This window comes from Bradyrhizobium sp. LB14.3 (assembly GCF_040547985.1).
Classification (GTDB): domain Bacteria; phylum Pseudomonadota; class Alphaproteobacteria; order Rhizobiales; family Xanthobacteraceae; genus Bradyrhizobium.
This window is the reverse complement of the sequence record NZ_JBEPQT010000003.1, coordinates 447230-471826: the sequence shown is the minus strand read 5'-3', so window position 1 is coordinate 471826 and position 24597 is coordinate 447230. Positions and strand designations below refer to the sequence as shown.

Annotated in this window: 27 protein-coding genes and 1 tRNA gene; 17 read left to right on the top strand and 11 right to left on the bottom strand. The window is 63.5% G+C overall.

The features are described 5' to 3' along the window. Nucleotides 1-404: 404 nt before the first annotated feature. The 10 genes from rplL to ABIB00_RS09580 form a co-directional block, all read right to left on the bottom strand. The gene (rplL, locus tag ABIB00_RS09625; protein WP_247445978.1) at nucleotides 405-782 is read right to left on the bottom strand and encodes a 50S ribosomal protein L7/L12; all 378 of its coding nucleotides are present in this window, start codon (nucleotides 780-782) and stop codon (nucleotides 405-407) included. A gap of 53 nt (nucleotides 783-835) precedes the next feature. Beyond that, nucleotides 836-1354: a 50S ribosomal protein L10 gene (gene rplJ, locus ABIB00_RS09620; RefSeq protein WP_354050965.1), complete on the bottom strand. Its 519-nt coding sequence runs from the start codon at nucleotides 1352-1354 to the stop codon at nucleotides 836-838. Between the two features lie 589 nt (nucleotides 1355-1943). Then, complete coding sequence (locus tag ABIB00_RS09615) at nucleotides 1944-2891, bottom strand: 2-hydroxyacid dehydrogenase (RefSeq protein ID WP_354104154.1); 948 nt, start codon at nucleotides 2889-2891, stop codon at nucleotides 1944-1946. Nucleotides 2892-2980: 89 nt separating this feature from the next. Next, nucleotides 2981-3673 carry a 50S ribosomal protein L1 gene (rplA, locus tag ABIB00_RS09610; RefSeq protein ID WP_092034881.1) on the bottom strand — a complete coding sequence of 231 codons (693 nt, stop codon included), beginning with the start codon at nucleotides 3671-3673 and terminating at the stop codon, nucleotides 2981-2983. Between the two features lie 6 nt (nucleotides 3674-3679). After that, entirely contained in the window at nucleotides 3680-4108 is a 429-nt protein-coding gene (gene rplK / locus ABIB00_RS09605) for a 50S ribosomal protein L11 (protein ID WP_045008228.1), read from the bottom strand. A 130-nt stretch (nucleotides 4109-4238) separates the two neighbouring features. Then, nucleotides 4239-4793, bottom strand: coding sequence for a transcription termination/antitermination protein NusG (gene nusG, locus ABIB00_RS09600; RefSeq protein WP_007602985.1), 555 nt, complete (start codon nucleotides 4791-4793; stop codon nucleotides 4239-4241). After that, nucleotides 4793-4984: a preprotein translocase subunit SecE gene (gene secE / locus ABIB00_RS09595; protein WP_045008229.1), complete on the bottom strand. Its 192-nt coding sequence runs from the start codon at nucleotides 4982-4984 to the stop codon at nucleotides 4793-4795. The genes nusG and secE overlap by 1 nt, the downstream gene beginning before the upstream one ends. 40 nt (nucleotides 4985-5024) lie before the next feature. Then, nucleotides 5025-5315, bottom strand: coding sequence for a hypothetical protein (locus ABIB00_RS09590; protein WP_354104153.1), 291 nt, complete (start codon nucleotides 5313-5315; stop codon nucleotides 5025-5027). Between the two features lie 45 nt (nucleotides 5316-5360). After that, entirely contained in the window at nucleotides 5361-6629 is a 1269-nt protein-coding gene (locus ABIB00_RS09585; protein ID WP_354104152.1) for a methyltransferase domain-containing protein, read from the bottom strand. A gap of 201 nt (nucleotides 6630-6830) precedes the next feature. Further along, nucleotides 6831-7418 carry an SIS domain-containing protein gene (locus ABIB00_RS09580; protein ID WP_354104151.1) on the bottom strand — a complete coding sequence of 196 codons (588 nt, stop codon included), beginning with the start codon at nucleotides 7416-7418 and terminating at the stop codon, nucleotides 6831-6833. Nucleotides 7419-7579: 161 nt separating this feature from the next. Between ABIB00_RS09580 and ABIB00_RS09575 the strand changes: the two genes are divergently transcribed. The 16 genes from ABIB00_RS09575 (at nucleotide 7580) to ABIB00_RS09500 (ending at nucleotide 22978) form a co-directional block, all read left to right on the top strand. After that, nucleotides 7580-8608, top strand: coding sequence for an SDR family oxidoreductase (locus ABIB00_RS09575; protein ID WP_354104150.1), 1029 nt, complete (start codon nucleotides 7580-7582; stop codon nucleotides 8606-8608). Nucleotides 8609-8690: 82 nt separating this feature from the next. Next, nucleotides 8691-10262, top strand: coding sequence for a PfkB family carbohydrate kinase (locus ABIB00_RS09570; RefSeq protein WP_354104149.1), 1572 nt, complete (start codon nucleotides 8691-8693; stop codon nucleotides 10260-10262). A gap of 28 nt (nucleotides 10263-10290) precedes the next feature. After that, complete coding sequence (locus ABIB00_RS09565; RefSeq protein ID WP_247445982.1) at nucleotides 10291-11292, top strand: NAD-dependent epimerase/dehydratase family protein; 1002 nt, start codon at nucleotides 10291-10293, stop codon at nucleotides 11290-11292. Between the two features lie 5 nt (nucleotides 11293-11297). Then, entirely contained in the window at nucleotides 11298-11909 is a 612-nt protein-coding gene (locus ABIB00_RS09560) for an HAD family hydrolase (RefSeq protein ID WP_247341129.1), read from the top strand. Between the two features lie 119 nt (nucleotides 11910-12028). Continuing rightward, nucleotides 12029-12934, top strand: a complete 906-nt coding sequence (locus tag ABIB00_RS09555; protein WP_247445983.1) for a phosphotransferase — start codon at nucleotides 12029-12031, stop codon at nucleotides 12932-12934. Further along, on the top strand, nucleotides 12931-13779 hold the full coding sequence (locus ABIB00_RS09550; protein ID WP_247445984.1) for a transketolase: 849 nt from the start codon (nucleotides 12931-12933) through the stop codon (nucleotides 13777-13779). Before ABIB00_RS09555 ends, ABIB00_RS09550 begins: the two co-directional genes overlap by 4 nt. 10 nt (nucleotides 13780-13789) lie before the next feature. Continuing rightward, complete coding sequence (locus ABIB00_RS09545; protein ID WP_247445985.1) at nucleotides 13790-14749, top strand: transketolase family protein; 960 nt, start codon at nucleotides 13790-13792, stop codon at nucleotides 14747-14749. Nucleotides 14750-14757: 8 nt separating this feature from the next. Further along, entirely contained in the window at nucleotides 14758-15864 is a 1107-nt protein-coding gene (locus ABIB00_RS09540) for a DegT/DnrJ/EryC1/StrS family aminotransferase (RefSeq protein ID WP_247341120.1), read from the top strand. Continuing rightward, nucleotides 15854-16972, top strand: coding sequence for a DegT/DnrJ/EryC1/StrS family aminotransferase (locus tag ABIB00_RS09535; protein WP_247445986.1), 1119 nt, complete (start codon nucleotides 15854-15856; stop codon nucleotides 16970-16972). Before ABIB00_RS09540 ends, ABIB00_RS09535 begins: the two co-directional genes overlap by 11 nt. Beyond that, nucleotides 16969-17775 (top strand): sporadic carbohydrate cluster 2OG-Fe(II) oxygenase, encoded by an 807-nt coding sequence (locus tag ABIB00_RS09530; RefSeq protein WP_247341115.1) that lies wholly within the window; start codon nucleotides 16969-16971, stop codon nucleotides 17773-17775. Before ABIB00_RS09535 ends, ABIB00_RS09530 begins: the two co-directional genes overlap by 4 nt. Next, complete coding sequence (locus tag ABIB00_RS09525; RefSeq protein ID WP_247341113.1) at nucleotides 17768-18160, top strand: LIC12192 family sporadic carbohydrate cluster protein; 393 nt, start codon at nucleotides 17768-17770, stop codon at nucleotides 18158-18160. The genes ABIB00_RS09530 and ABIB00_RS09525 overlap by 8 nt, the downstream gene beginning before the upstream one ends. A 25-nt stretch (nucleotides 18161-18185) precedes the next feature. Next, entirely contained in the window at nucleotides 18186-18851 is a 666-nt protein-coding gene (locus ABIB00_RS09520; RefSeq protein ID WP_354104147.1) for a class I SAM-dependent methyltransferase, read from the top strand. Then, nucleotides 18829-19431, top strand: coding sequence for a WbuC family cupin fold metalloprotein (locus tag ABIB00_RS09515; RefSeq protein ID WP_354104146.1), 603 nt, complete (start codon nucleotides 18829-18831; stop codon nucleotides 19429-19431). The genes ABIB00_RS09520 and ABIB00_RS09515 overlap by 23 nt, the downstream gene beginning before the upstream one ends. A 69-nt stretch (nucleotides 19432-19500) precedes the next feature. Further along, nucleotides 19501-20718 carry a class I SAM-dependent methyltransferase gene (locus ABIB00_RS09510; protein ID WP_354104145.1) on the top strand — a complete coding sequence of 406 codons (1218 nt, stop codon included), beginning with the start codon at nucleotides 19501-19503 and terminating at the stop codon, nucleotides 20716-20718. Further along, nucleotides 20711-21916 carry a class I SAM-dependent methyltransferase gene (locus tag ABIB00_RS09505; RefSeq protein ID WP_354104144.1) on the top strand — a complete coding sequence of 402 codons (1206 nt, stop codon included), beginning with the start codon at nucleotides 20711-20713 and terminating at the stop codon, nucleotides 21914-21916. The genes ABIB00_RS09510 and ABIB00_RS09505 overlap by 8 nt, the downstream gene beginning before the upstream one ends. 3 nt (nucleotides 21917-21919) lie before the next feature. Further along, on the top strand, nucleotides 21920-22978 hold the full coding sequence (locus ABIB00_RS09500) for a Gfo/Idh/MocA family protein (protein ID WP_354104143.1): 1059 nt from the start codon (nucleotides 21920-21922) through the stop codon (nucleotides 22976-22978). Nucleotides 22979-22984: 6 nt separating this feature from the next. Here the strand turns inward: ABIB00_RS09500 and ABIB00_RS09495 are convergent. Further along, nucleotides 22985-23060, bottom strand: a tRNA-Trp gene (locus ABIB00_RS09495). Between the two features lie 163 nt (nucleotides 23061-23223). Between ABIB00_RS09495 and ABIB00_RS09490 the strand changes: the two genes are divergently transcribed. Then, nucleotides 23224-24459, top strand: a complete 1236-nt coding sequence (locus tag ABIB00_RS09490) for a serine hydrolase domain-containing protein (RefSeq protein ID WP_354104142.1) — start codon at nucleotides 23224-23226, stop codon at nucleotides 24457-24459. Nucleotides 24460-24597: the final 138 nt, after the last annotated feature.

Sequence of the window (24597 nt, the reverse complement as noted above, 5' to 3'; positions counted from 1 at the left end):
GAACCCGCTTTGGAGGACCGGAGACTCAGTTTCAGGTAGAAATGTCCTGAATCTGTTCTTCAGACCTTCAAAACGCAAAACGACGCGCGGGGCGCAGTAGCGCGCCCGCCCGTCACAACCATTCTCTTCACGGACTGCAAAAGCCCGAAATAGCTTGCTCTCCCAACGGCTTACAGGGAAACCCGGCATCCCTGCCCACCGCGCTTTCGTGCTGTCGACCCGATATGGGACGACAGTAGTGCAGATTCGAGGGGTAAAGCCTCAAATCCCCACACTTTTTCGTGTTCGACCTGCGTCGGGCCGTTCCGTCGCACGCCTTTTGCATCTGGCCCACTCTTTCGGGGAGTGGACCGAGATCCCGGCTTCGCTGATGCTCACCGGGATCTCGTATCAGTAAGCGTTGCTTACTTGAGCTCGACCTTCGCGCCAGCCTTCTCGAGCTGGGCCTTGAGCTTCTCGGCTTCGTCCTTGTTCACGCCTTCCTTGACAGGCTTCGGCGCGCCCTCGACGAGGTCCTTTGCTTCCTTCAGGCCCAGGCCGGTGATGGCGCGGACTTCCTTGATGACCTCGATCTTCTTGTCGCCGGCGGCGGCAAGAACGACCGTGAACTCGGTCTTCTCTTCAACCGGAGCGGCGGCAGCGCCACCACCAGCCGGACCGGCCACGGCGACAGCCGCGGCAGCCGAAACGCCCCACTTCTCTTCGAGGAGCTTCGCGAGTTCGGCAGCTTCGAGCACGGTGAGGCCCGAGAGGTCGTCAACGATCTTCTGCAAGTCAGCCATTGTTCAGTTTCCTTGAATGTAATCTGGTTCGGGTTTGAGTTTTGCGAAGGGCGTCAGGCCGCTTCGCCCTTTGAGGCATAAGCCTGGATGACGCGCGCGAGCTTGCCCGCGGGCGCATTGGCGAGCTGAGCGATCTTGGTCGCCGGGGCCACAAGAAGGCCGACGATCTTGGCGCGCAGTTCGTCAAGCGACGGCAGCGAGGCAAGTGCCTTCACGCCGTCGACATTCAGGACGGTCGTTCCCATCGAGCCGCCAATGATGACGAACTTTTCGTTCGCCTTGGCGAATTCGACGGCGACCTTTGGCGCCGCTACCGGATCGTCCGAAGTGGCGATCACAGTCGGTCCCTTCAACATGGAACCGATGGCAACGACGTCAGTGCCTTCAAGAGCAATTTTGGCGAGACGGTTCTTCGAGACCTTCACCGAGGCGCCAGCCTGCTTCATCTGCATGCGCAGCTTCTGCATCTGGACAACGGTCAGGCCGGAATATTGGGCAACGACCGCGACGCTCGTGGCCTTGAAGATGCCATTGAGCTGTTCGACCGCTTCCTTTTTTGCCGCTCGTTCCACAGCAAGCTCTTTCCGGTTGGCGGTCATCGCGAGAAACGGGACCACCGGGTTGCACCCATCGTCCCACCCAAAACCTGAACCTCTGGGCCAAAACCCTTCGGACACGCGCCGGGCGAGACGACAATTCAAAGCCTGCCCTCCGGGAGCCCATTGGAGCCCACGGCGTGTCGAGGTCCGAACCAAACCCATTCCGCAGCCAACCCTAAGGTGGACACGAAGTGAAATCTGGTCTTCACCCGTCTATGCAGGCCACGCGATTAAGCCGTTGAGAAATCGAGATTCCCCGCAGGCGCCTGCAGTCTTGGACAGGACAAGGTCAGCCGGCGAACCGCCCGACCCCTGCCCGCATTCCACCATCCAACGGGTTTTCTTTCCTTTTCCGGCAAATCCTTGCGGACGTCCTGAAAAGGAATGATCTCCTGTCGTATCGGGTTTTTCGGAATGCGTGCACGAACGCGCCAGCCAAGGCCGGTACGTCCGGAAGCGGTTCTTTAACCGCTCAGGGCCGGCTTGCCAAGAGCAAAATTCACACCAGTTCCAATCCGTTGCCGCTGGCGCTTGACCCGGGCCGACAAGGGTCGATTCGGGCTCATTTGACCCCATAAGGCAGCGGCTTGCCCTCGAAAAACGCGGTCAGGTTCGCCAGCACGCAGCTCTGCATGGCAACATGCGATTCGAGGGTATGGCCGCCGATATGGGGGGCGAACACCACATTGGGCAGCGCCGTCAGCGCGTCGGGCGCGTGCGGTTCCTTGTCGTAGACGTCGAGACCCGCGCCGGCGATGGTCTTCTCGGTGAGAGCCGTCACCAGGGCAGTCTCGTCGATCACCGAGCCACGGGAGATGTTGACGACGTAGCCGTCCGCCCCGAGGCGCCTGAGGATATCGGCGCTGACGGCGTGCTGGGTCTCGGCCCCTGCCCGGACCGCGATAATCAGCACGCTGCTCCAGTCGGCGAGCGCCTCCAGCGTCGGGAAATATTGATAGGGCAGATCGTGTTTGCTGCGGCTGAAATAGCCGATTTCGCTCTCGAAGGCGGCGCAGCGCGCCGCGATCTTGCGGCCGATCTCGCCCATGCCGTAGACGCCGATGCGGCGGCCGGGCATGCCGGCCTGCGGGCGCATCATCGGCGACTGCTTTGAGGCAGCCCAATCGCCGCTGCGGACATATTGGTCGGCAACCAGGATCCGTCGCGTCGTCGCCAGCATCAAGGTCATCGCGATATCGGCGACCGAGGCCGCATTGGCGCCGGGGCTGTGGCCGACCGCAATGTTGCGCGCGGCGGCGGCCTTCAGATCGACGCCGTCATAGCCGGTGCCGTAGCAGACGATGGTGCCGAGCTTTGGAAACAGGTCCATCGCCTCCGCGCCGAGCGGCGTGCCGCCCGCGGTGAGCACCGCGCGGATGCCACCGAGCTCGTCGGCCGAAAACACCTCGCGCGCGGGCTTGCCGCCGGTGTCGAGCAGATCGAACCGCTCGGCGAAGCGCGCCATCATCGTTTTGGGAAAGCGCGAGTAGATCAGGACCTTGTCAGTCATTGTTCTTGTTTCCAGTGAACACCGTCACAAACGACGAGGGGCGGAATCGGTTGCCCGATTCCGCCCCTCGCCTCATGCATTTACAAACCCTAGCCGAGAATGGTGCCCGGCTCGACCTTCACGCCGGGGCCCATCGACGAGGACACCGCAACGCGCTGGATGTAGGTGCCCTTGGAACCAGCCGGCTTGGCCTTAGAGACAGCGTCAGCCAGGGCCTTGATGTTCTCGACCAGTTTCTCCTCGGAGAACGAGGCCTTGCCGACGCCGGCCTGCAGGATGCCGGCCTTCTCGACACGGAACTCGACCGAGCCGCCCTTGGCACCCTTCACCGCGCCAGTGACGTCCATGGTCACGGTGCCGATCTTCGGGTTCGGCATCAGGCCGCGCGGGCCCAGCACCTTACCGAGACGGCCGACCAGCGGCATCATGTCGGGGGTCGCGATACAACGATCGAAATCGATCGTGCCGTTCTGCACCTTTTCGACCAGGTCTTCGGCGCCGACGACGTCGGCACCCGCAGCCTTGGCTTCGTCGGCCTTGGCGCCACGGGCGAACACGCCGACGCGGAGCGTACGGCCGGTGCCGTTCGGCAGGGTCACGACGCCGCGGACCATCTGGTCGGCGTGACGCGGATCGACGCCGAGATTGATCGCGACCTCAATGGTCTCGTCGAACTTCGCTTTCGCGCGTTCCTTGACCATCTTGATGGCGTCCGCGAGCGGGTAAAGCTTTTCGCGATCAACACCTTCGCGGGCTTTGTTCAAACGCTTTCCGATTGCCATGACCGCTTACCCTGCCACTTCCAGACCCATCGAGCGGGCAGAGCCCTCGACCATCTTCATGGCCGATTCGATGGTATCGCAATTGAGATCCTTCATCTTCTTCTCGGCGATCTCGCGCACTTGCGCCTTGGTCACCGCGCCGGCCTTGTCGCGGCCCGGCGCCTTCGAGCCGGACTGGATCTTGGCAGCTTGCTTGAGGAAGAAGGACATCGGCGGCGTCTTCATCTCGAAGGTGAAGGAACGGTCCGCATAGATGGTGATGACCACCGGGATGGGGGTGTTCTTCTCTTCCTTCTGGGTCTGGGCGTTGAACGCCTTGCAGAACTCCATAATGTTGAGACCGCGCTGACCAAGCGCGGGACCGATCGGGGGCGAAGGATTCGCCGCACCGGCCGGGACCTGAAGCTTCAGGTATCCGGTCACTTTCTTTGCCATGTATCACTCCTGTTGTGCCGGCCTGGACCGGCGGTTTCAGGTTCGTGGTCTGGGTCGGATGCGGCTGGCAACCGCCCTCTCCCTCCCACGGCCTCTTGTCGCGCGAGACCGAAGTCTCACGCCTGCCCGATCAGACCTTCTCGACCTGACCGAATTCCAGTTCGACCGGCGTGGCGCGGCCGAAGATCGACACCGCGACCTTCACGCGCGAACGCGCCTCGTCGATTTCCTCGACGACACCCGAGAACGAGGCGAACGGGCCGTCGGCCACGCGCACGTTCTCGCCGATCTCGAACGATACCGACGCCTTCGGCCGTTCCACGCCCTCCTGCACCTGGTGCAGGATGCGCATGGCCTCGGCTTCCGAGATCGGCATCGGCTTGTTTTCCGCGCCGAGGAAGCCGGTCACCTTCGGCGTGTTCTTGATCAGATGAAACGCCTCGTCGGTCAGCTTCATCTTCACCAGCACGTAGCCCGGAAAGAACTTGCGCTCGGCGTCGATCTTGCGGCCGCGGCGCACTTCCGTGACCTTCTCGGTCGGAACCAGCACCAGCTCGAACAGCTCCTCGAGCCCACGCTGCTTGGCCTGCTCGCGGATCGATTCGGCGACCTTCTTCTCGAAGTTCGAATAGGCGTGGACGATGTACCAGCGCTTGTCAGACAATTGAGCCGTTGCTGTTGCCATCAGTGGATGCCCAGAAGGAAGGTGATGAGGTAACGGATGACCTGGTCGGCGGCGAAGAAGAAGATCGAGGCCACGGCGACCATGACGAACACCATGATGGTGGTGATGGTCGTCTCACGGCGGGTCGGCCAGGTGACCTTGGCGGTCTCCGAGCGCACTTCCTGCAAGAACTTGAACGGGCTGACTGCCATCGTTTGATGTCCAACGTCCGTCGATAGACGCGAATGAATTTCAGGGATCCGAACAGCCGCCGTTGGCCCAGCCCTCTGTCTCGAAGGATGAGCCGGAATCCGGGCTCGATTGTTCGGGGATTTCAAAGCCGCGCCGGAAATCCGCGTCTAACGGGCCGGCTGCGAGTGCGCGGTATCTACTGCGGATGAGAGCAAAGGTCAAGATCGAGAGGGTGCCAGCGGGTAAACCGGCCTCCGCGGACGACCGAGCAGAGACCATGCCGATCAAGGGCTTATCGGCCGCCTGCAAAGCGCGGTCCCATGCCCTCCGCCGTTCTTTGAAGAACGACACCTTGGGTTCCCCTCTCCTGGGACCCCTTCTAGCGACCTGGGGCGGTCAATCGGCCCGATCGATCGTCGAGATGCCCGGCAACGGCACAACGAACTTTCCGCCATCGGCGAAATAGCGGGCATGCTTGGCCCGGATCGGATCCACGTAGCGCCATGCGAAAACGACGACGAATGCCGGCTTGCGCTCGTAAAGGGCGGCGGGCGACAGGATCGGGATGTCGTAGCCCGGGCCGGCCATCACGTTCCCCTTCTTGGGGTCGTCGTCCACCAGGAAGTCGATCTTGGTCTCCAGGCCGAACTGCGGCAGCAGGGTCGTGGTACCGACAGACACGCCGTAGCCGGCCACGAGTTGACCGCGCGCATGGGCGGCATCGGCCATCGCGACCAACTCGTCGCGGATGGCGGCGATCCTCTGCGCATAGGGCACATAGTAGGCGGGCTGGTCGACGCCGAGCCGGTCTTCCTCGCCGATGAAGCGCGCGACCTCCGCGGAAGGCTTCTTCGGGCCGCCGGCACGCTGCACCGTCACGCGGATGGAGCCGCCCTTGGTCTCGATGTGCTGGACGTCGATCACTTCCATGCCGAGCCGCGCGAAGAAGCGCGTCAGCGGCTTGAAGTTAAAATACGACAGATGCTCGTGATAGACGGTGTCGAGAAGGTTCTTCTCAGTGACGTCGACGCCGTACTGCGTTTCGAAAACGAACAGCCCGTCCGGCGCCAGCACGTCGCGGACCCCGATCACCAGCGGATCAAGATTGTCGACATTGGCGATCATGTTGTTGGCGATCACGACGCTCGCCGCACCGTGGCTTTGCAGAATGCGATGACCGATGGCATCGGTGAAGAAATCGCCGATGGTCTCGATCCCCGCTTCCGTCGCCCGCCGTGCGATGTCGACGGCGGGATCGACACCCAGCACCCGCATGGCGCGCTCCCTAAAGAAGCCGAGCAGCGATCCGTCATTGCTGCCGAGTTCGACGACCAGCGAGCCCGGCGCGATGGCAAAACGGCTGACGACGTCGTTGGCATAGCACGCGAAATGCTCCCGCAGGCCGAGCGAGAGCGAGGTGGTGTAGACGTAGTTGCGGTACTGGATCTCGGGATTGCCGACATGGAGAATCTGGAGATGGCCGCAGTCTGCGCACAGGTGCAGCGCCATCGGCACAGCGGCACGAAAGACGGGATCGTCGACGCTGGCGTTCGGCACCTGGAAGTTCGGCGTGCCGATGGGCATGCCTGCCATAGGGACGACCAGCTCTTGCTTGTCCGAATGACAGAGGCGGCAGGTATGCCGGACGTAGAACAGGTTTTTCATCGTGGGACCGGAAAACGGAGACATGCGGGCGGATGAGGCAATCTCACCCCGTGAAGATCAGATCGACGGCATTGGTCAGACGGCATTGGTCAAGAGAGTCAAGGGTGGCGCGCCCAATGTACACCGGCACGGCGATCAACAGCAGCAGCTTCACCGAAAATAGGCCGCCTGCTTCAATCGCGACTGCATCGAATTCCCGCCTCAGGATGCCGGATATTCCGCGCGACCAATGACGAGGTCGATCGCGGCCATCATCCAGAACTGGTGCGTGGTCTCGACGATGTTGTAGCTGCGGCTATCGACGTAAAAATCGACGTCGCCGAGATTGCGCAGCGGATTGTCCGCATTCATGCCCGACAGCGTGATCACGTCGAGCTTCATCGTCCGCGCCTGCGCGACCGCATTGAGGATGTTCTTCGAGCGCCCCGACGAGCTGATCGCGACGAGGCAATCGCCGGCGCGAGCGCTCAGCCGCACCGCATGCGCGAGCCAATCCTCGAAACCGTAATCATTGGCAAGGCACGACATCATGCTGGCATCGCTGAAGCAGAGTGCGGGCACTGATGCGTTCTTCGCCAGATCGATAGCGAGATGCGAAGCGATGCCGGCGGAGCCGCCATTGCCGATGAAGATGATGCGACCGCCCTGCTCTCGCGCACGCAACCAGGTCGCGCGGGTGGCGGAGATACTGGCGAAAACCCCGTCGTCAACCTCCGTCGCGCGATGGAGGCGCGCCACATAATCGTCGAGGAAAGCCTTGTGATCGGGATCGACGGACTCGGCAGGCATGGGCTCGCGGCTCGACGGCGACATGACGCCCTGATACCGGCTATCACCAGCGATTGCAAAGGTATAATACCTGCCGAGTGTACTAGCAGCCGATTCGGTTTCCGACTCCACTTAACATTGGCGAGCCTGTTTCGCTGGGCATTCGCATCACGGATGTTCCCATGAAATGCATCGTTACTGGTGGCGCGGGCTTCATCGGCAGTCACCTCGTCGATCGTCTCCTCGACGACGGGCACGAGGTCATCGCGCTCGATAATTTCGTGATCGGACGCGCCGAAAATCTCGCCTCGCGCGCCGATTCGAGTCGATTGAAGATGGTGCGGGCCGACGTCACCGAACTCGAATCGATCAAGCCGCATTTCGACGGCATCGACTGGGTCTTCCATCTCGCGGCGCTGGCCGACATCGTTCCCTCGATCGAGTCCCCGATCCCGTATCATCGCGCCAATGTCGACGGCACGGTCAACGTTCTCGAGGCTGCACGGCAGGCGGGCGTCAGCCGCTTCGTTTATGCCGCGTCGTCGTCCTGCTACGGAATTCCCGACGCCTATCCGACACCGGAGAGCGCCGAGATCCGGCCGATGTATCCCTATGCGCTCACCAAGAATCTCGGCGAGCAGTGCGTCATGCACTGGTGCCAGGTCTATAAATTGCCCGCGGTCGCGCTGCGCCTGTTCAACGTCTACGGGCCGCGCCATCGCACCACGGGCACCTACGGCGCCGTGTTCGGCGTGTTCATGGCGCAGAAACTCGCCGGCAAGCCCTTCACGGTGGTCGGCGACGGCGGGCAGACCCGCGACTTCACCTTCGTCAGCGATGTCGCCGACGCCTTCGTGACCGCCGCGCGCTCCGAGGTCTCGAACGAAGTTTTCAACGTCGGCTCCGACAACACCTACAGCGTCAACCGGCTGGTCGAACTTCTCGGCGGCGACAAGGTCCACATTCCCAAGCGTCCCGGCGAGCCCGAGTGCACCCATGCCGACATCACCAAGATCAAGCGGATCCTGAAATGGACGCCGAAGGTGAAATTCGAGGACGGCGTCGCGACGATGCTGAAGTCGATGGATCAGTACAAGGACGCGCCGCTGTGGACGGTGGACAAGATCGCGGACGCGACCAAGGACTGGTTCAAGTATCTTGGTGACGACAGCGACGCCGCGTCCGGCACGCCGCAGAAGGCAAGCCAGTGAACAGGTTCGCCGGATATCGTTGCCGCGAATCGATCAATTCCGGGCCGGCCGACTGAGGTCGGCCGGCGCTTTGGGTTATCACATGGGCAATCTTCCGACCGACAATCCCGCGTCAACCGCCCAACTGGCGGCGCACGAAAAGATCAAGACAATCGAGGAACTCGGCGAGATCGCGCGATCTGCGCAAGCGCAGGGCCGGAAGGTCGCACTCTGCCACGGCGTCTTCGACCTCGTGCATCTCGGCCACATCAGGCATATCCAGGCCGCGCACAACGAAGGCGACGTCGTCATGGTGACGATCACCGCCGACCGTCACGTCAACAAGGGGCCGGGGCGGCCGATCTTCCCCGAAAACATGCGGGCCGAGATGCTGGCCTCGCTCGCGAACGTCGATTGGGTCGGCATCAATCACACCTCCAGCGCCGAGCCGATTCTCGACACGGTGCGGCCGGACATCTATGTGAAGGGGTCCGACTACGAGAACCCCGAAGACGACGTGACCGGCAAGATCCGGACCGAGCGCGACGCCGTCGAGCGTCACGGCGGACGCATCGTGTTCACGCGCGACGTGACCTTCAGCTCCTCGTCGCTGGTGAACCGGTATTTCGACATCTACGATCCTCCACTCCGCGACTACCTGCAAAAGGTCCGTGAAGGTGGCGGCGCCGACCGTCTGCTGAAGCTGATCGACAAGGTGCAGGACATGCACGTCGTGCTGGTCGGCGACACCATCATCGACGAATACCAGTACGTCACGGCGCTCGGAAAGGCTTCGAAGGAAAACATCGTCGCCACGCTGTTCAAGAACGGCGAGCAATTTGCCGGCGGCGTCATCGCCGCGGCAAACCATGTCGCGAGCTTCTGCAAATCGGTGGAGATCGTCACGACGCTGGGCGGCAACGACTACCCTGAAGAGTTCATCCGCGCGCATGTCCGCCCGAACGTCACGTTGACGCCGATTCGCATTCAGGGCCGTCCGACGACCCGCAAATCGCGGTTCGTCGAGCTGGGATATCTGCACAAGCTGTTCGAAGTTTACACCATGGACGACACGCCGCTCGACGAGGCCGATCGCAAGGAGATCGACCGTATCACGACGGAGCGCGTGCGCGGCGCCGACGTGGTGATCGTCACCGATTTCGGTCACGGCATGATCGCCTCGAGCACGATCGACGCCCTGATCGCGAACTCCAATTTCCTGGCGGTCAATGCCCAGAGCAATAGCGGCAATCACGGCTACAACCTGATCACGAGATATCCGCGTGCTGATTACATCTGCATCGACGCGCCGGAGGCGCGTCTGGCGGCAACCGACAAGTTCAGCGACATCGCATCCGTGATCGAGGCCGGCTTGCACGGCAAGATCGACTGCGACAACATGATTATCACGCACGGCTCCTTCGGCTGCTACCCGTTCTCTTCGAAAACCGGCGTCGCGCGCGTTCCCGCCTTCACCAAGACCGTCGTCGACACCGTCGGCGCGGGGGACGCCTTCCTGACGATCACCGCGCCGCTGGTCGCCGCCGGCGGCAATATCGAGGACGTCGCCTTCATCGGCAACGCGGCCGGCGCGATCAAGGTCGGGATCGTCGGCCACCGCAGCTCGGTCGAAAAGGTGCCGCTGGTCAAGTTCGTCACTGCGTTGTTGAAGTAGCGCGAACGGCAAATACTGGAGAACGACAGTGATTGGTCAAAAATGGAATGTGATGGTCACCGGTGGCGCCGGCTATGTCGGCAGCGTGCTGGTTCCCCACTTGCTCGCCGCGGGCCACAAGGTCACCGTGCTCGACCTGTTCATGTATGGCGACGATGTCTTCGATGCCGTCCGCAACAATCCAAATCTGCGCCTGATCAAGGGCGACATCCGCGATGAAGCCGCGATCAACGAGGCCCTGCGCGGCAACGACGCCGTGATCCACCTCGCCTGCATCTCCAACGATCCGTCGTTCGAGCTGGATCCGGGGCTCGGAAAATCCATCAATTACGACTGCTTCCGGCCGATGGTGCGCGCCGCCAAGAAGGCGGGCATCAAGCGCTTCATCTACGCCTCCTCGTCCAGCGTCTACGGCATCAAGGACGAGGCCGAGGTGACCGAGGACCTGTCCTGCGAGCCGCTCACGGACTATTCGAAGTTCAAGGCGATGTGCGAGACCGACCTCGCCGACGAGGCGGCGTCCGGGTTCGTCGCCTGCACGGTTCGTCCCGCCACCGTCTGCGGCTACGCACCGCGGCAGCGGCTCGACGTCGTCGTCAACATCCTGACCAATCTCGCGGTCAACACCGGCCGCATCCGCGTGTTCGGGGGAACGCAGCGCCGGCCCAATCTGCACATCGAGGACATGTCCGCGGCCTATCTGTTCCTGCTCCAGCAGGACGACGCGAAGATCGACGGCAAGACCTACAATATCGGCTACGAGAACCACTCGCTGATGAAGATCGCCGACATCGTCAAGTCGGTGGTCGGCAGCAATGTCGACGTCGCCGTTGAGCCGACCGACGATCTCCGCTCCTACCACGTCTCTTCGGAGAAGATCCGCCGCGAGCTCGGCTTTGCGCCGACCCACACGATCGAGCAGGCCGTGTCCGGCCTTGTCAACGCCTTCAAGGGCGGCCGCCTGCCGAACTCGCTCAACGACCCCCGGTACTTCAACATCAAGATGATGCAGAACATCAGCCTGAAGTGAGCGGCGTGCGGATCGGCATCGATTTCGACAACACGATCATCTGCTACGACAAGGTCTTTGCCGCCGTCGCAAGTCAGCGTGGGCTGGTGCCGGAGGGGTGGGAGGGGCTGAAGACCGACGTGCGGGACCATCTCCGCTCCCGCGCGGGCGGCGAGTTGGCCTGGCAAGGGCTGCAAGGCTTCGTCTACGGCAAGGGCATTGGCAGCGCCGAAATCTATCCGGGGGTGCGGGAATTTTTGTCAGCGTGCAAGCAGGCCGGTTCCAAGGTCTCCATCGTCAGCCACAAGACTCGATTCGGTCATCAGGACCCCGACCGCACCGACCTGCGTGACGCCGCGCGCAGCTGGCTACGACGAGCCGGCCTGATCGACGCTGCGGATTCGGCGCTGGCCGTCGGCGACGTCTATTTCGAGGATACACTGGCCGCCAAGGTCGAGAGAATCGCGGGCCTGGGGCTCGACGTCTTCATCGACGATCTCGTCGACGTCTTCGAGCAACCGCATTTTCCCAAGGCCACGCGATCGATTCTGTTCACGCGGTCGCAGCCCCCCCACCCCGAACAGTGCAAGCCGATCGCGACATGGGCCGATATTCGCCGCGAGGTGCTTGCGGCATGAGCGAGACCGACATAACCGCGCCGGTTGCGATCGCGATCGGCAGCCGCCTGGCCGGTGCGCGAGTCGCGGCCGCCCAGCCGGCACGGTCCGGCGGCAACAACAGGGTGTTTCGGCTGGAGATGGCGGAGGGACCGCCCCTTGCCCTTAAGCATTATCCGTCCGACGGACGCGATCGCCTGGGACAGGAATATGCCGCGCTCTCGTTTCTGTCGCGCCACGGCATCATGTCGACACCGCGGCCGGTCGCAAAGGACGCGGATGCGTTCTGCGCGCTGTACCAATGGTTCGACGGCGAGGCGGCGGTGCTGCGCCCGCAGGGCGACGACGCCGACCAACTCGCCGATTTCCTGATAGCGTTGCAGAAACTGCGCGCCGCCGAAGGCGCGCAAAATTTGCGCAACGCCTCAGCCAGCATCTTTTCGCCCGAGGCAGCCATCGCCCAGTACGAGCAGCGCCTGGACGGACTGCGGCGGGTCTCGGATGATCATCCCGACCTGCGCGCGTTCATCGAAGGCAGCCTGGTTCCCAGCACTGACGTCGCGATTCGGCAGCTCCGCCGGCGCTACGCCGAACTGGGCCGGGATCCCGCAGCGGACCTTGCGCCCAACCATCGCGCGCTAAGTCCGTCCGATTTCGGACTGCACAACGCGTTGCGCGCCGAAGGCGGGTGCTTGCGATTCATCGACTTCGAATATTTCGGCTGGGACGATCCGGTCAAGCTCGTGTCCGACACCGCCATTCACCCCGGCAGCGACCTGCCGGAGGCGAGCGCGAATCGCTTGATCGAACGGCTGTCGCGCGCCTTCGAGGCGGGCGATGACGCGTTTGCGATCCGCCGTGACGTACTGTATCCTGTGTTCAAGGGAATCTGGTGCCTGATTGTCCTGAACGCCTATTTGCCGGACAGCCGCTCCCGGCGCGCAATGGCTGCACAAGGTGGCGATGTTACGATCCGCCTCGCTGGTCAGCTCGACAAAGCCCGCCGGCTTCACCAGACGATTAGCCCAACAGATTTACCGAAGTGACCCAGATCTCGCCCCACGCTGAAGCCGCCCTCACCTGCACGCTGGACGAGCGTAGCCTTTATCTGCGCCGACTGGTCCTCGGTTCTGTCCGCTCCGCGGGACGCGGACATGTCGGTCCGGCATTGTCGCTGATCGAGATGGTCCGCGTACTCTACGACGACGTGCTGCGGATCGATCCGAACAACCCGCGCGATCCGGCCCGCGACCGCGCGATCCTCAGCAAGGGGCACGGGTGTCTGGCGCTCTATGCGCTGCTGGCCGATCGCGGCTTCTTTCCCCTGTCGGAGCTCGACGGCTTCTGCGGCCCCGACAGCATTTTGGGCGGACATCCCGAATACGGAATGGTGCCGGGGGTCGAGGCGTCGACCGGCGCGCTTGGACACGGCCTGTCGATCGGTGTCGGCCTTGCGCTCGCCGCGCGCATGCGCGAGCGCAGCTACCGCACCTTCGTCCTGCTCGGCGACGGCGAGATCAATGAGGGATCGGTGTGGGAAGCTGCCATGGGCGCGGCCAAGCACGGGCTCGACAATCTGGTCGCGCTGATCGACTACAATAAGCTGCAAAGCTACGGGCCCACCGACTACGTCCTGCCGCTGGAGCCGCTCGCGGACAAATGGCGCAGCTTCGGCTTTGCCGTGCAGGAGCTCAACGGCCACGACGTCGGCGCCCTGCGCACCGTCCTGAAGCAGGTACCGGCCGTTCCGGGAAAACCCACCGCGGTCATCTGTCATACCGTCAAGGGCAAGGGTCTGCCAGCCGCGGAATCCAACGCCGATTGGCATCACAAGAACAAGCTGACCGACAGCGAGCTCGGCGCCATCCGCGTCGCTGTCGGCGATTTTTGATCGGCTTCCCATGCGCAATACCGCGATGAACATGGTCCACAAGCTCGCCACGCGCGACGAGCGTGTGCTCTACATCGGCTCCGATCCCGGCGCGGGCACCTTGCGCGCGATGAGCAAGGAGTTTCCCAAGCGCCACCTGATCGAAGGCATTTCGGAAGCGCACATCATCGGCATGTCGGCCGGTCTCGCGATGGAAGGCTTCGTGCCCTACGTCAACACCATCGCGACATTCCTCACCCGCCGCTGCTACGAGCAGATCGCTGTCGATCTCTGCCTGCACAATCTACCGGTGCGGCTGATCGCCAATGGCGGCGGGCTGGTCTATGCGCCGCTCGGCCCAACCCACCAGGCGATCGAGGACATCGCCATCATGCGGGCGCTGCCGAACATGACGGTGGTCTGCCCGTGCGATGCCGACGAGGCGGCGCGGCTGATGGAGCAAACGCTCGACTGGACCGGACCGATCTACATCCGGCTCGGCAAGGGTGGCGACGCCGTCGTCTCGAAGGCCGAGCACGGCTTTGAGATCGGCAAGGCCATCCTGATGCGGCGACCGGGCGACGTCGTCATGGTCACGACAGGCATCATGCTCCAGCGCGCACTCGCTGCGGCCGACCTGCTGGCTGTGCAGGGCATTCGCGCCGGCATCCTGCACATGCACACGGTCAAGCCGCTCGACACCGAGGCGCTGCTGCAATCAATCCGGGGCACCAAGCTGGTGGCGACGCTGGAGGAGCACGTGCCCTCCGGCGGCCTCGGCAGCGCGGTCGCGGAGGCGCTGATCGACAAGCTCGGCTTCGGCCTGCCCGCGATGCTTCGGCTGTCGCTGCCGGATCGTTTCATGCACAATTACGGATCGCAGGACTCGCTGCTGAAGAAGCACGGACTTTCCGCCGGCGCCATTGCGACCTCGATCGAGCGCGCGCTCGCCGCCTCGCACACCTCCTCTCCTCAACTTCATTCCACCTGACGGGCCCCATGCACGACGTTCGATATTCCTATCTGCTCGAGCAATTCTCCGATCCTGCCCCGATCCTGGCCGAGATCGGCCGATTGGTGGCGACCGGTGATTTCACCCTGGGCAAGCCGGTCGCCGAATTCGAGCGGCGCTTTGCCGAGCTGATCGGCGTGCGTCACGCCATCGGCGTCGGATCGGGCACCGACGCGCTCAAGCTGCCGCTCAAGGCGCTCGGCATCGGTCATGGCGACGAGGTCATCACCGCCGCTAACACCTTCATCGCCACCGTCGGCGCCATCGCGGAGACCGGCGCGACGCCCGTGCTGGTCGACTGCGACGATTCCTTTTGCATGAACGTCGACTACGTCGAAGCCGCGATCACGGAGAAGACCAAGGCGATCATGCCGGTTCAGTTGACCGGTGAGGTCACCGACATGGGCAAGCTGATGGCGATCGCCCAACGTCACAACATTCCCGTCGTCGAGGATTCCTGCCAGGGCATTCTGTCGGAGTTCGCGGGAAAGCGCTCCGGCACCCACGGTATCGCAGCCGGCTTCTCCCTGCATCCGCTCAAGAACCTCAACGTCTGGGGCGATGCTGGCGTCGTCGTCACCAATGACGACGGGATGAACGAGCGGCTTCGTCTGATCCGCAACCACGGCATGAAGAATCGCGACGAGATCGCGATCCTCGGCTGCAATTCGCGGCTAGATTCCCTCCAGGCGGTGGTCGGCAACTGGCTGATCGGCCAGACCAGCGAGATCACACGCCGCCGGATCGAGAACGCGGCCTATTATGACGCGGGCCTCGCCGGCCTGCCCGGCCTGCGCATTCCGCCGCGCCGGCCCAACGTGAAGCACGTCTATCATCTCTACATGGTGTTCGCCGAGCGCCGCGACGAGCTCTACAAATACTGCCTGGACAACGGCATCGAAGCGAAGATCCACTACCCCATCCCGCTGTATCAGCAGGAAGGCCTCAAGCATCTCGGCTACGGGCCGGGCACCTTCCCGGTCACCGACCGCCACGCCCAGGAAGTCATCAGCTTCCCCGTCGACCAGCATCTGACGCACGCCCAGCAGGACCGCGTCATCGAGATCGTCCGGAAATTCTGCCATGGACGCTGACACCGGCCGCCGGCGCATCGGTTACGTCAATCTTCCCGCGCAATTCGAGGAAGAGCGCGGCGAGATCATGCAGGCGGTCGAGGGCGTATTCCAGCGTGGCGATTTCATCGGCGGCGCGGCCGTTGCGAAGCTCGAAGAGGAGCTCACCACCTATCTCGGCTCGCCGCATGTGGTGACGCTGAACTCCGGCACCGATGCGCTGCTCCTGTCCTTGAGGGCGCTCGACATCGGTCCCGGCGACGAGGTGATTACCCCGCCGAATTCGTTCGTGGCATCGACTGCCGCGATCGTCGCCGTCGGCGCCACGCCGGTGTTTGCGGACGTACTGCCGGACCAGAACATCGATCCGGCCGCAGTCGAGGCCGCCGTCACTCCGCGGACCAGGGCGATCATGCCGGTGCACCTGACCGGACGCATGGCCGACATGAGCCCGCTGATGACGATCGCGGCCAAGCACGCTCTCGCCGTGATCGAGGACAGCGCGCAGGCCATCGGCTCGACCTATGACGGGCGGATGAGCGGGACCATCGGAACGTTCGGCTGTTTCTCTGCCCACCCGCTGAAGAATCTCAATGCCGCGGGCGACGCCGGCTTCGTCGTCACCGCCGACGCCGAGTTGGCCGCGAGAATTCGACGCCTGCGCAATCACGGCCTGATCAATCGCAGTGACGTCCAGGAGTGGGGCATGGTGTCACGCCTCGACACGGTCCAGGCCGAGGTGCTTCGCATTCGCCTGCGTCACCTGCCCTCCGTGATCGAACGCCGGCGCCGCAACGCCGCGCAATACCGCACTGAGCTCGCCGGCCTTTCCCTGTTCATCCCGGTTTGCCGCAACATCGAGTTCAACACCTTCCATACCTTCGTCGTGCAGACGGACCATCGCGACGATTTCCAGAAATATCTTGCCGACAAGGGTATCGAGACCGCGATCCACTATCCGGTACCGATCCACCTCCAGGAGGCGGCGGCGCATCTGGGTCACGGTCGCGGCGCGTTCCCGGTGACTGAGCGGCAGGCGGATCAGATCCTCACGCTTCCCATCAACCAGTTCCTCTCGGCCTCGGACATCAGCTATGTTTGCGCGACCGCCCGGGAGTATTTTGCATGACGGACACGGCTTTCCTCGAGGCCGATGAGCAGGCGCTGGCGCAACGCTTCATCGACGATGGCTTCGTCACCACGCCGGCCGACGATCGCGCCGGGCTCGACCGGATCCAGCGGCGCGCCGCCGAGCTTGCGGCGGACTATCTGAAGCTGCCGCACGGCAACGACCCCTACGCGATGCTCGACACCATCCACACCCGGGTGAGCGTGGAGGATCTCAACGGCCTGCGGCTGCACGTCTTCAACGGCCTCAACGCCGAGCCCTGGTTCCGGCCGACCTATTTCCGCCTGGCGCGCTCGACGATCGAGACCATCGTCGGCAACGAGCTCTGCATGCAGCGCCGCGTCAATCTCAGCATCCAGCTGCCAGGTGACGATTCCTCGCTGCTCGCCACCCATTCCGACGTCTGGTCGGGCGACTCGCCGTTCGAAGTTGTGGTGTGGGTGCCGCTGGTCGACGTCCACCGCTCCAAATCGATGTATCTGCTGCCGCCGTCCCTGAACGGCGACATGCAGGACCGAATGGCCAGCCTGCGCAGCGCCGAGGAGCTGTACAAGACCATCAAGCCGCACGCGACCTTCATCGAGATCCCCTACGGCCACGTGATGCTGTTCAACCAGACCCTGATGCACGGCAATCGCATCAACGAGGAGCCCGGCACGCGCTGGAGCATGAACTGCCGCTTCAAGAGCATCATGTCGCCCTACGCGGACAAGCGCTTCGGCGAGTTCTTCGAACCGATCCTGCTGCGCCCGGCAACACGCGTCGGCATGCAGTACAAGCTGCCGGGAGGCTTCCATGGCTGAGCGAGCCGGCCATCGCGGCTATATCGGCGCCCGGCCGCTGAACGGCAGCCGCACTCCGCAGCACGTCCAGAACATCGTGATCCGCGACTACGCGCGGCGGAAGAACCTGCATTATCTGCTCAGCGCCGCCGAGCACACCATGCAAGGCAGCTACATGGTGCTCGAGGACATCCTGGACGAGCTGCCGCGGCTGCGTGGCCTGATTCTTTACAGCATCTTCATGCTGCCGCCCGACGAGGCGCGGCGGCGGGAGATCTACGACCGCGTGCTGAGCGAAGGCTGCGACTTGCACGCCGCCGTCGAGGAGATCACGCTGTCCTCGCGCGACGCCATCCAGGCCGTCGAGGACATTCTGCTCGTCAACAAATTCGCGACCATCCTGTGACGATGCAGCGGACCGGTTGAGGACAATGACCGAGATCAACTTACTCCAGCCGATGCACGCGTCGACCAAGCGGAACTACGTTCAGCGGGTCGTCGAGCACGACAAGGCGGAATCCGCCACCGTGGCCCGGCAATGGGGACACGACTATTGGGACGGCGACCGCCGCTATGGCTATGGCGGTTATCGTTACGACGGACGGTGGCGCCCGCTCGCCCAGACCCTGATCGACCGCTATGGCATCAAGCCCGGGATGCGCGTGCTCGATGTCGGCTGCGGCAAGGGCTATTTGCTCCATGAGTTCAGCCAGCTCGTGCCCGGCCTCACGATCGCCGGCATCGACATTTCCGACTATGGCATCGCCAATGCCAAGGAGGAGGTGCGGTCGCAATTGAAGATCGGCAGCGCCGTCGAGCTCCCCTATCCCGACCACAGCTTCGATCTCGTGGTGTCGCTCGGCGTGCTTCACAATCTTCCGCTCGAGGACGTCTTCCGCGCCGTGTCCGAGATCGAGCGCGTTGGGCGCGGCGCCTCGAAATATCTGATGGTGGAATCGTTCCGCGACGAGCGCGAGAAGGCGAACCTGCTCTACTGGCAGCTCACCTGCCTGAGTTTCCACGGTCCGGAAACGTGGGCCTGGATCTACGACAAATGCGGATACCGGGGCGACCATGGGTTCATCTTCTTCGAATGAAGCAACGGGCCTGCGCCGGCCGACCTCGTTGCGTGCGCAAAATTCCGAAGTGTATTATTCGGACGATGCCATCGTCACAGCGGACGACGCCACGATCGCCGAGCTGAAGCGCATCGCCGCCGGCAATCCGCGTCTGCGCAGCAGACTGTGCACGCATCCCGATCCCTCGTCCGGCCTGCACGAGATGCTCATCGTGCATCATCGCGAGGCCTATGTGCGGCCTCACAAGCATTTTGGCAAACCCGAGTCGTTCCACGTCATCGAAGGCACCGCGCAGGTCGTGATCTTCGAGGATGACGGGCGGATTCGCGACGTGCTCGAGATGGCGCCTTACGGCCAGGGCCAGCGCTGCTATTACCGGATGCCCGAGCAGGTGTTTCACTCGATCCTGATCACCTCGGAATGGCTGGTGTTTCACGAAACCACCGCCGGTCCGTTCGATCCCTCCCGCACCGCATTTCCTGACTGGGCTCCCGATGGCAGCGATGCCGCTGAAGTCCAGAACTACGTCACGAAGATTGGTGCGCTCGCCGCGGCACGGCAACTTAAGAATTGTGGCAAGACCTCTGGCGCGATATAGGCTTCAACTGCGTCGCGTATCGCCTGGAGCGTCGATGTTTCCTCGCTTTTCCTGCACAGAGCCAAACCCGTGACCGATCATTGCCGCCTCTGCCATTCGACCAATTTGCGCCCGGTCATCGACCTCGGACAGATGCCGATTGCGCATCGGCTTCGGCACAGCCGCGACGAACAGGACGACCGGTATCCGTTCGAGGTGCTGGCGTGTGGCGAGTGCGGCCTGCCCCAGATCGTCAAGCCGATCGATCCCGACATTCTGTACCGGCAGTTCAACTACAATTTCAGCAGCTGGAAGCCGGAGCCGCACCAGGTCGACGAGCTCGATACCATCGCGAAATTCTCGAGCCATCAATCCGTGTTCGAGATCGGATGCAACGACGGCCTGTTCATGGACAGGCTTCGCGAACGTGGCGCGAAAGTTCTGGTGGGCGTCGAGCCCAACCTGGTGTCGGGCAAGATCGCCCGCGAGCGCGGCATCAAGGTCTATGCCGACATGATCAGCCCGGCGCTGTGTCACGACGCGGTCGCAGAGGCCGGCAAGTTCGACCTCGTCGTCTCGCGCCAGGTGCTGGAGCACATCGTCGATTTCGAGAACTTTTTCGACTGCGTGAAGATCGCGCTCAGCGACGATGGGCTGCTGTTCATCGACGTGCCTGATTTCGCACCCGGCTCGACGGCGGGCGACCTCTCGGTCCTGTGGGAGGAGCACGTCAGCTACTTCACCGAACCGACACTGCTCGCGCTGCTGGCGCGCCACGGCTTCGAGGCGGTGTCGGTGAAGAAATACAATTTCAGCGGCGGCAGCCTCGCGATCGCAGCGCGCCGCGCCCCGCACGACGTGACGCCACCGCCCGCCCCTGCCGGAGTCGGCGAGAGGTTCGGCCAGCGCGCAAGGGAGTACGGCGCGCGGCTCCGCCCGATCCTCGCCAAGGCTCGCGCCAACGGCGCCGAGATCGCCATCTACGGCGCCGGTTGCCGCGCCTGCACTTTCACCAATGCCCACGAACTCGCGGATCTCGTCGACCTCTCGGTCGACGACCAGAAGGAGCGCCAGGGCTTGTTCCTGCCCGGCACCGGCATTCCGATCCGTTCGCCGGAGGGCCTCGCAGGCAAGTCGAATCCGCTCGTCTGCCTTCTGGCCGTGAACCAGGAGAACGAAGACAGGGTCAGCAGCCGGCTGCGCGAAACCGTGAAGCGCCCGCTCCACATCGTTTCGATCTTCGCACCCTCGGACATCTGGAGCGAGCTCGATCGCCTCGAGGCGGCCGCAGGGTCGCGGCATGGCTGAGGACAAGCTCTTCAACTACTACGAACGTCAGGAGGTCCTGCCGACGTTCGGGAATTTCAAATCCGCCGCCGAACTCGGAGCCTATGCCGGCCTGCGGCGCGAGTTGTTTTCGGACAAGCTGGTGCTGCCGCCGCGGTTGTTCCGCGACGCCGACGTGCTCGAATTCGGCCCCGATTCTGGCGAGAACGCGCTGGTGTTTGCAGGCTGGGGCGCAAACATGACGCTCGCAGAGCCGAACCGGCATGCGCATGCGAAAATCCAGGCTTACTTCGCGCATTTCAGCCAAGCGGAACGTCTGCGTGAACTCGTATCGTCGGATGTCGAAGGATTTCGCAGCGATCGTCGCTTTGACATCATCGATGCCGAAGGATTCATCTACACGGTGCAGCCGACTGAGAATTGGCTCGGCATCTTTCACCGGCTGCTCAATCCGGACGGTTACGCGGTCGTTTCCTACTACGAGCGCTACGGCGGATTCTTCGAGCTCGCGCTCAAGGCGATTCATGCGGCCGGCAAGGTACTGACGGGCCGTCCCGTGCTCGAAACGGCGAAGATGCTGTTCGACGCGAAATGGAACAGCATTCCGCACACACGCAGCTTCGAATCCTGGCTGATGGACGTGCTCGAAAATCCATTCGTTCGGCACCGCTACTTCCTCGAGGCGGGAGCCTTGTGTAGGGCGGCGCACGAGCAGGGATTCGACATCCATTCGGCGTGGCCCGCCTATCGCGACAGCCTGGACGTCTACTGGCACAAGAAGGTTCTGTCCGACGACGAGAAGCTGCAGCGCGCGACGCGCCATCTCGGCCGCAGCCGTCTGAGCTTTCTCGGCGGACGGAAGCTCTATCTGGCCGGCAAGACCGAAGCGGTCGATGCGATCTCGGCTTCGATCGAGCCACTGGTTCTCGATGTCGATGGGATGATCGACGATCCCTTCGGCGACAGCCTGCCCCGTGTGATCGCGAGCCTCGCCTCGCTGCGCGAGACGATACGGACGACAGAAATTCTCGCCGACGATGCTTCCGACATCGGCGCCATCGTCGCGACGCTCGACAGTTTCCATCGTATCTTTGGCGCGATCGGGCGACGGGATGTGTCCGCGGTCACCGCGCTCACCCAGTCAGACCCGGCCTTCATCAACACCTGGGGACAACCGGCGCATTTCCTCGTCATCCGGAAGCGCTTCGAGGGATCCTAGCAAGTGGCGCCAGGCATTGGCATCATCGGAACGGGCATGGTCGGCCAGATGTGCCACCTCGCCAATTTCGCCGCCAATCCCGCCTGCCGCGTTGTCGCGATCGCCGATCTCCGGCCTGATCTCGCTGCCGCAGCGGCGCAAAAATTCGACATCGCCCGGGTCTACGGCACGCACCGGGAGCTGCTGGCGGACAGCGAGGTGTCCGCCGTCGTCGTGGTGACGAAGCGTCGCGCCACCGGCCCGATCGTGCTGGATGCGTTGAACAGCGGCCGGCATGTGCTGTCGGAAAAGCCGATGGCCTACACCACGGCTCAGGCCGTTGTACTGGCCGAGGCCGCACGGCGGCACAAGCTCGTCTACAGCATCGGCTACATGAAGCGTCACGACGTCGGCGTGGCACGCGCGCTGGCCGAGTTGACGCGCATTCGAGCGGATCAGTCGCTTGGGCGCGTTATCGGGGCGCGAGGCTGGTGCTTCGGCGGCAACACTGGCCGGTCGCAGGACAACTTCATCATGACCGGCGAAGCGCGGCCGGACGGGCTCGAGCTCTGGCAGGATGGCCCGGACTGGATGCCCGGCGCGATGCGACCCGGCTACGACCATTTTCTGAACGTGTTCAGCCATATCATCAATCTCGCGCGCTACGTGCTCGGATCGTCGCCGGCAGTCGCGCAAAGCACCGTCGAGACCTCGGGCGCGGCGACCGTGACGCTCGACTTCGACGGCGTCGCCTGCGCGCTGCAACTCGTAAATGGATCTGAGGGCGGCTGGCGTGAGGGTCTGAGCATCGCGTTCGAGCGCGGCGCAGTGACCATCGAGTTGCCCCCGCCCTTTGCCGAGCAGGAGGCGGAGGTCATCCTCGATCAGCAAGGACAACGCACGCAATTACCGCGCGAGAAGAGTTGGGCGTTTCGGCGTCAGGCCGATGCATTCGTCACCGATATCGTCGAGCAGAGGACGCCCCTGGCTTCCGGCGAAGATTCCGTGGTCGACATCGCCCTCGCGGAGGCGATCTGGAAACGGCAGGTTCCCGCCCCGCCAGCATCTGATCTAAGTATTTGATTTCGCTGGCAGGAGTGGCAGGGCTCGAACCTGCGACCCCCGGTTTTGGAGACCGGTGCTCTACCAATTGAGCTACACTCCTACGGACCCTGCGTTGCCGCGCGGATCAGGCCGCTTTGAAGCACAGGGGGCGGCCGGATTGCAAGGCCGGATTGCAAGGGTGAAGCGCGCTGGCTTCGCTTGTTTGTGCCGCGCCTTCTGGGCCACAGTCGGCCCCGAATAATAATAAGCAACCGGGAGTGCCCATGACTGCGACAGCCTCTGCGACAGCCGCCCCTCGCCCCTCGACCGCGCCGAACACCCCGCCTCTGCCGGAGGGCCGCCCCGAGACGCTCGGGCTGTCGCGCCCGCGCCTCCAGGCCATGTCGGACGCCTTCAAGCGCGAGATCGACAAGGGAACCATTCCCGGCGTCGCCGTGCTGGTGGCACGGCACGGCCAGGTCGGCTGGTTCGAGGCGCTCGGCAAGCAGAGCCCGACGGGCGCGGCGCCGATGGCGCATGATTCGATCTTCCGAATCTTCTCGATGACCAAGCCGATCGTGTCGGTCGGCATCATGGCGCTGGTCGAGGACGGCCATCTGCTGCTTGCCGATGCGGTCGCCAAATTCATCCCGGAGTTCGCCGACCAAAAGGTCGGTGTGGTCAGCGGCGGCAAGCTGGAACTGGTTCCGCCGAAACGGCCGATGACGGTGCAGGACCTGCTCCGCCACACCTCCGGCCTGACCTACGAGCACCAGGGCGACGGCCCCGTGCACAAGCTCTACCAGGACTCGCGGGTGCGCAGCCGCAAGATCACCAATGCCGAGCACGCCGCCTTGGTGGCGAGCTTGCCGCTGGTCTGCCATCCCGGCGACGAGTTCAACTACAGCCGCTCCACCGACATCCTCGGCCGCATCATCGAAATCGTCAGCGGCAAGTCGCTCGGCACATACCTCGCCGAGCGCATTCTCGCGCCCTTGCAAATGGCCGAGACCGGCTTTGCAACCAGCGAAGCCAATGCCGGCCGGCTGGCCGAGCCGTTCGCGGCCGATCCCTGGACCGGCGACAAGGTCGCGCTGTTCAACATGATCGAGCAACCGATCATGGAGTCCGGCGGCGGCGGCCTCGTCTCCACCACCATGGATTATGCCCGCTTCGCGCTGATGCTGCGCAACGGCGGCACCCTCGACGGCAACAGGATCATCGGCCGCAAAACGCTGGAGCTGATGGCGTCCGATCATCTCGGACCTCACGTCGTGACCAACGGCACTCTCCTGTCGCCCGGCCACGGCTTCGGCCTCGGCTTCGCCGTGCGCCGCGAGGCCGGCATCGCGCCCTTCCCCGGCAGCGTCGGCCAGTATTTCTGGAGCGGCATTGCGGGGACGTTCTTCTGGATCGATCCGAAGGAGGATATGTTCGTCGTGTTCATGAGCCAGGGCCCGGGACAGCGCGATTTTACGCGGACGCTGGTGCGGGATCTGGTGTACGCGGCGGTGGATTGAGGCTGCATCGCTTACGCGCGACGCTGCATCCTTCCTCACTGTCATGCCCCGCGCAGGCGGGGCATCCAGTACGCCGCGGCGGTCATTCCTTCACGCCACTACAGCCGCGGAGTACTGGATCGTCCGCCTTCGCGGACG

What these genes read in the sequence shown, in the direction of transcription:
- rplL (WP_247445978.1), bottom strand. Translation starts at nt 782, where the DNA reads ATGGCTGACTTGCAGAAGATCGTTGACGACCTCTCGGGCCTCACCGTG.
- ABIB00_RS09615 (WP_354104154.1), bottom strand. Translation starts at nt 2,891, where the DNA reads ATGACTGACAAGGTCCTGATCTACTCGCGCTTTCCCAAAACGATGATG.
- rplA (WP_092034881.1), bottom strand. Translation starts at nt 3,673, where the DNA reads ATGGCAATCGGAAAGCGTTTGAACAAAGCCCGCGAAGGTGTTGATCGC.
- rplK (WP_045008228.1), bottom strand. Translation starts at nt 4,108, where the DNA reads ATGGCAAAGAAAGTGACCGGATACCTGAAGCTTCAGGTCCCGGCCGGT.
- nusG (WP_007602985.1), bottom strand. Translation starts at nt 4,793, where the DNA reads ATGGCAACAGCAACGGCTCAATTGTCTGACAAGCGCTGGTACATCGTC.
- secE (WP_045008229.1), bottom strand. Translation starts at nt 4,984, where the DNA reads ATGGCAGTCAGCCCGTTCAAGTTCTTGCAGGAAGTGCGCTCGGAGACC.
- ABIB00_RS09585 (WP_354104152.1), bottom strand. Translation starts at nt 6,629, where the DNA reads ATGAAAAACCTGTTCTACGTCCGGCATACCTGCCGCCTCTGTCATTCG.
- ABIB00_RS09580 (WP_354104151.1), bottom strand. Translation starts at nt 7,418, where the DNA reads ATGCCTGCCGAGTCCGTCGATCCCGATCACAAGGCTTTCCTCGACGAT.
- ABIB00_RS09575 (WP_354104150.1), top strand. Translation starts at nt 7,580, where the DNA reads ATGAAATGCATCGTTACTGGTGGCGCGGGCTTCATCGGCAGTCACCTC.
- ABIB00_RS09570 (WP_354104149.1), top strand. Translation starts at nt 8,691, where the DNA reads ATGGGCAATCTTCCGACCGACAATCCCGCGTCAACCGCCCAACTGGCG.
- ABIB00_RS09555 (WP_247445983.1), top strand. Translation starts at nt 12,029, where the DNA reads ATGGCGGAGGGACCGCCCCTTGCCCTTAAGCATTATCCGTCCGACGGA.
- ABIB00_RS09545 (WP_247445985.1), top strand. Translation starts at nt 13,790, where the DNA reads ATGCGCAATACCGCGATGAACATGGTCCACAAGCTCGCCACGCGCGAC.
- ABIB00_RS09540 (WP_247341120.1), top strand. Translation starts at nt 14,758, where the DNA reads ATGCACGACGTTCGATATTCCTATCTGCTCGAGCAATTCTCCGATCCT.
- ABIB00_RS09535 (WP_247445986.1), top strand. Translation starts at nt 15,854, where the DNA reads ATGGACGCTGACACCGGCCGCCGGCGCATCGGTTACGTCAATCTTCCC.
- ABIB00_RS09530 (WP_247341115.1), top strand. Translation starts at nt 16,969, where the DNA reads ATGACGGACACGGCTTTCCTCGAGGCCGATGAGCAGGCGCTGGCGCAA.
- ABIB00_RS09525 (WP_247341113.1), top strand. Translation starts at nt 17,768, where the DNA reads ATGGCTGAGCGAGCCGGCCATCGCGGCTATATCGGCGCCCGGCCGCTG.
- ABIB00_RS09520 (WP_354104147.1), top strand. Translation starts at nt 18,186, where the DNA reads ATGACCGAGATCAACTTACTCCAGCCGATGCACGCGTCGACCAAGCGG.
- ABIB00_RS09515 (WP_354104146.1), top strand. Translation starts at nt 18,829, where the DNA reads ATGGGTTCATCTTCTTCGAATGAAGCAACGGGCCTGCGCCGGCCGACC.
- ABIB00_RS09505 (WP_354104144.1), top strand. Translation starts at nt 20,711, where the DNA reads ATGGCTGAGGACAAGCTCTTCAACTACTACGAACGTCAGGAGGTCCTG.
- ABIB00_RS09490 (WP_354104142.1), top strand. Translation starts at nt 23,224, where the DNA reads ATGACTGCGACAGCCTCTGCGACAGCCGCCCCTCGCCCCTCGACCGCG.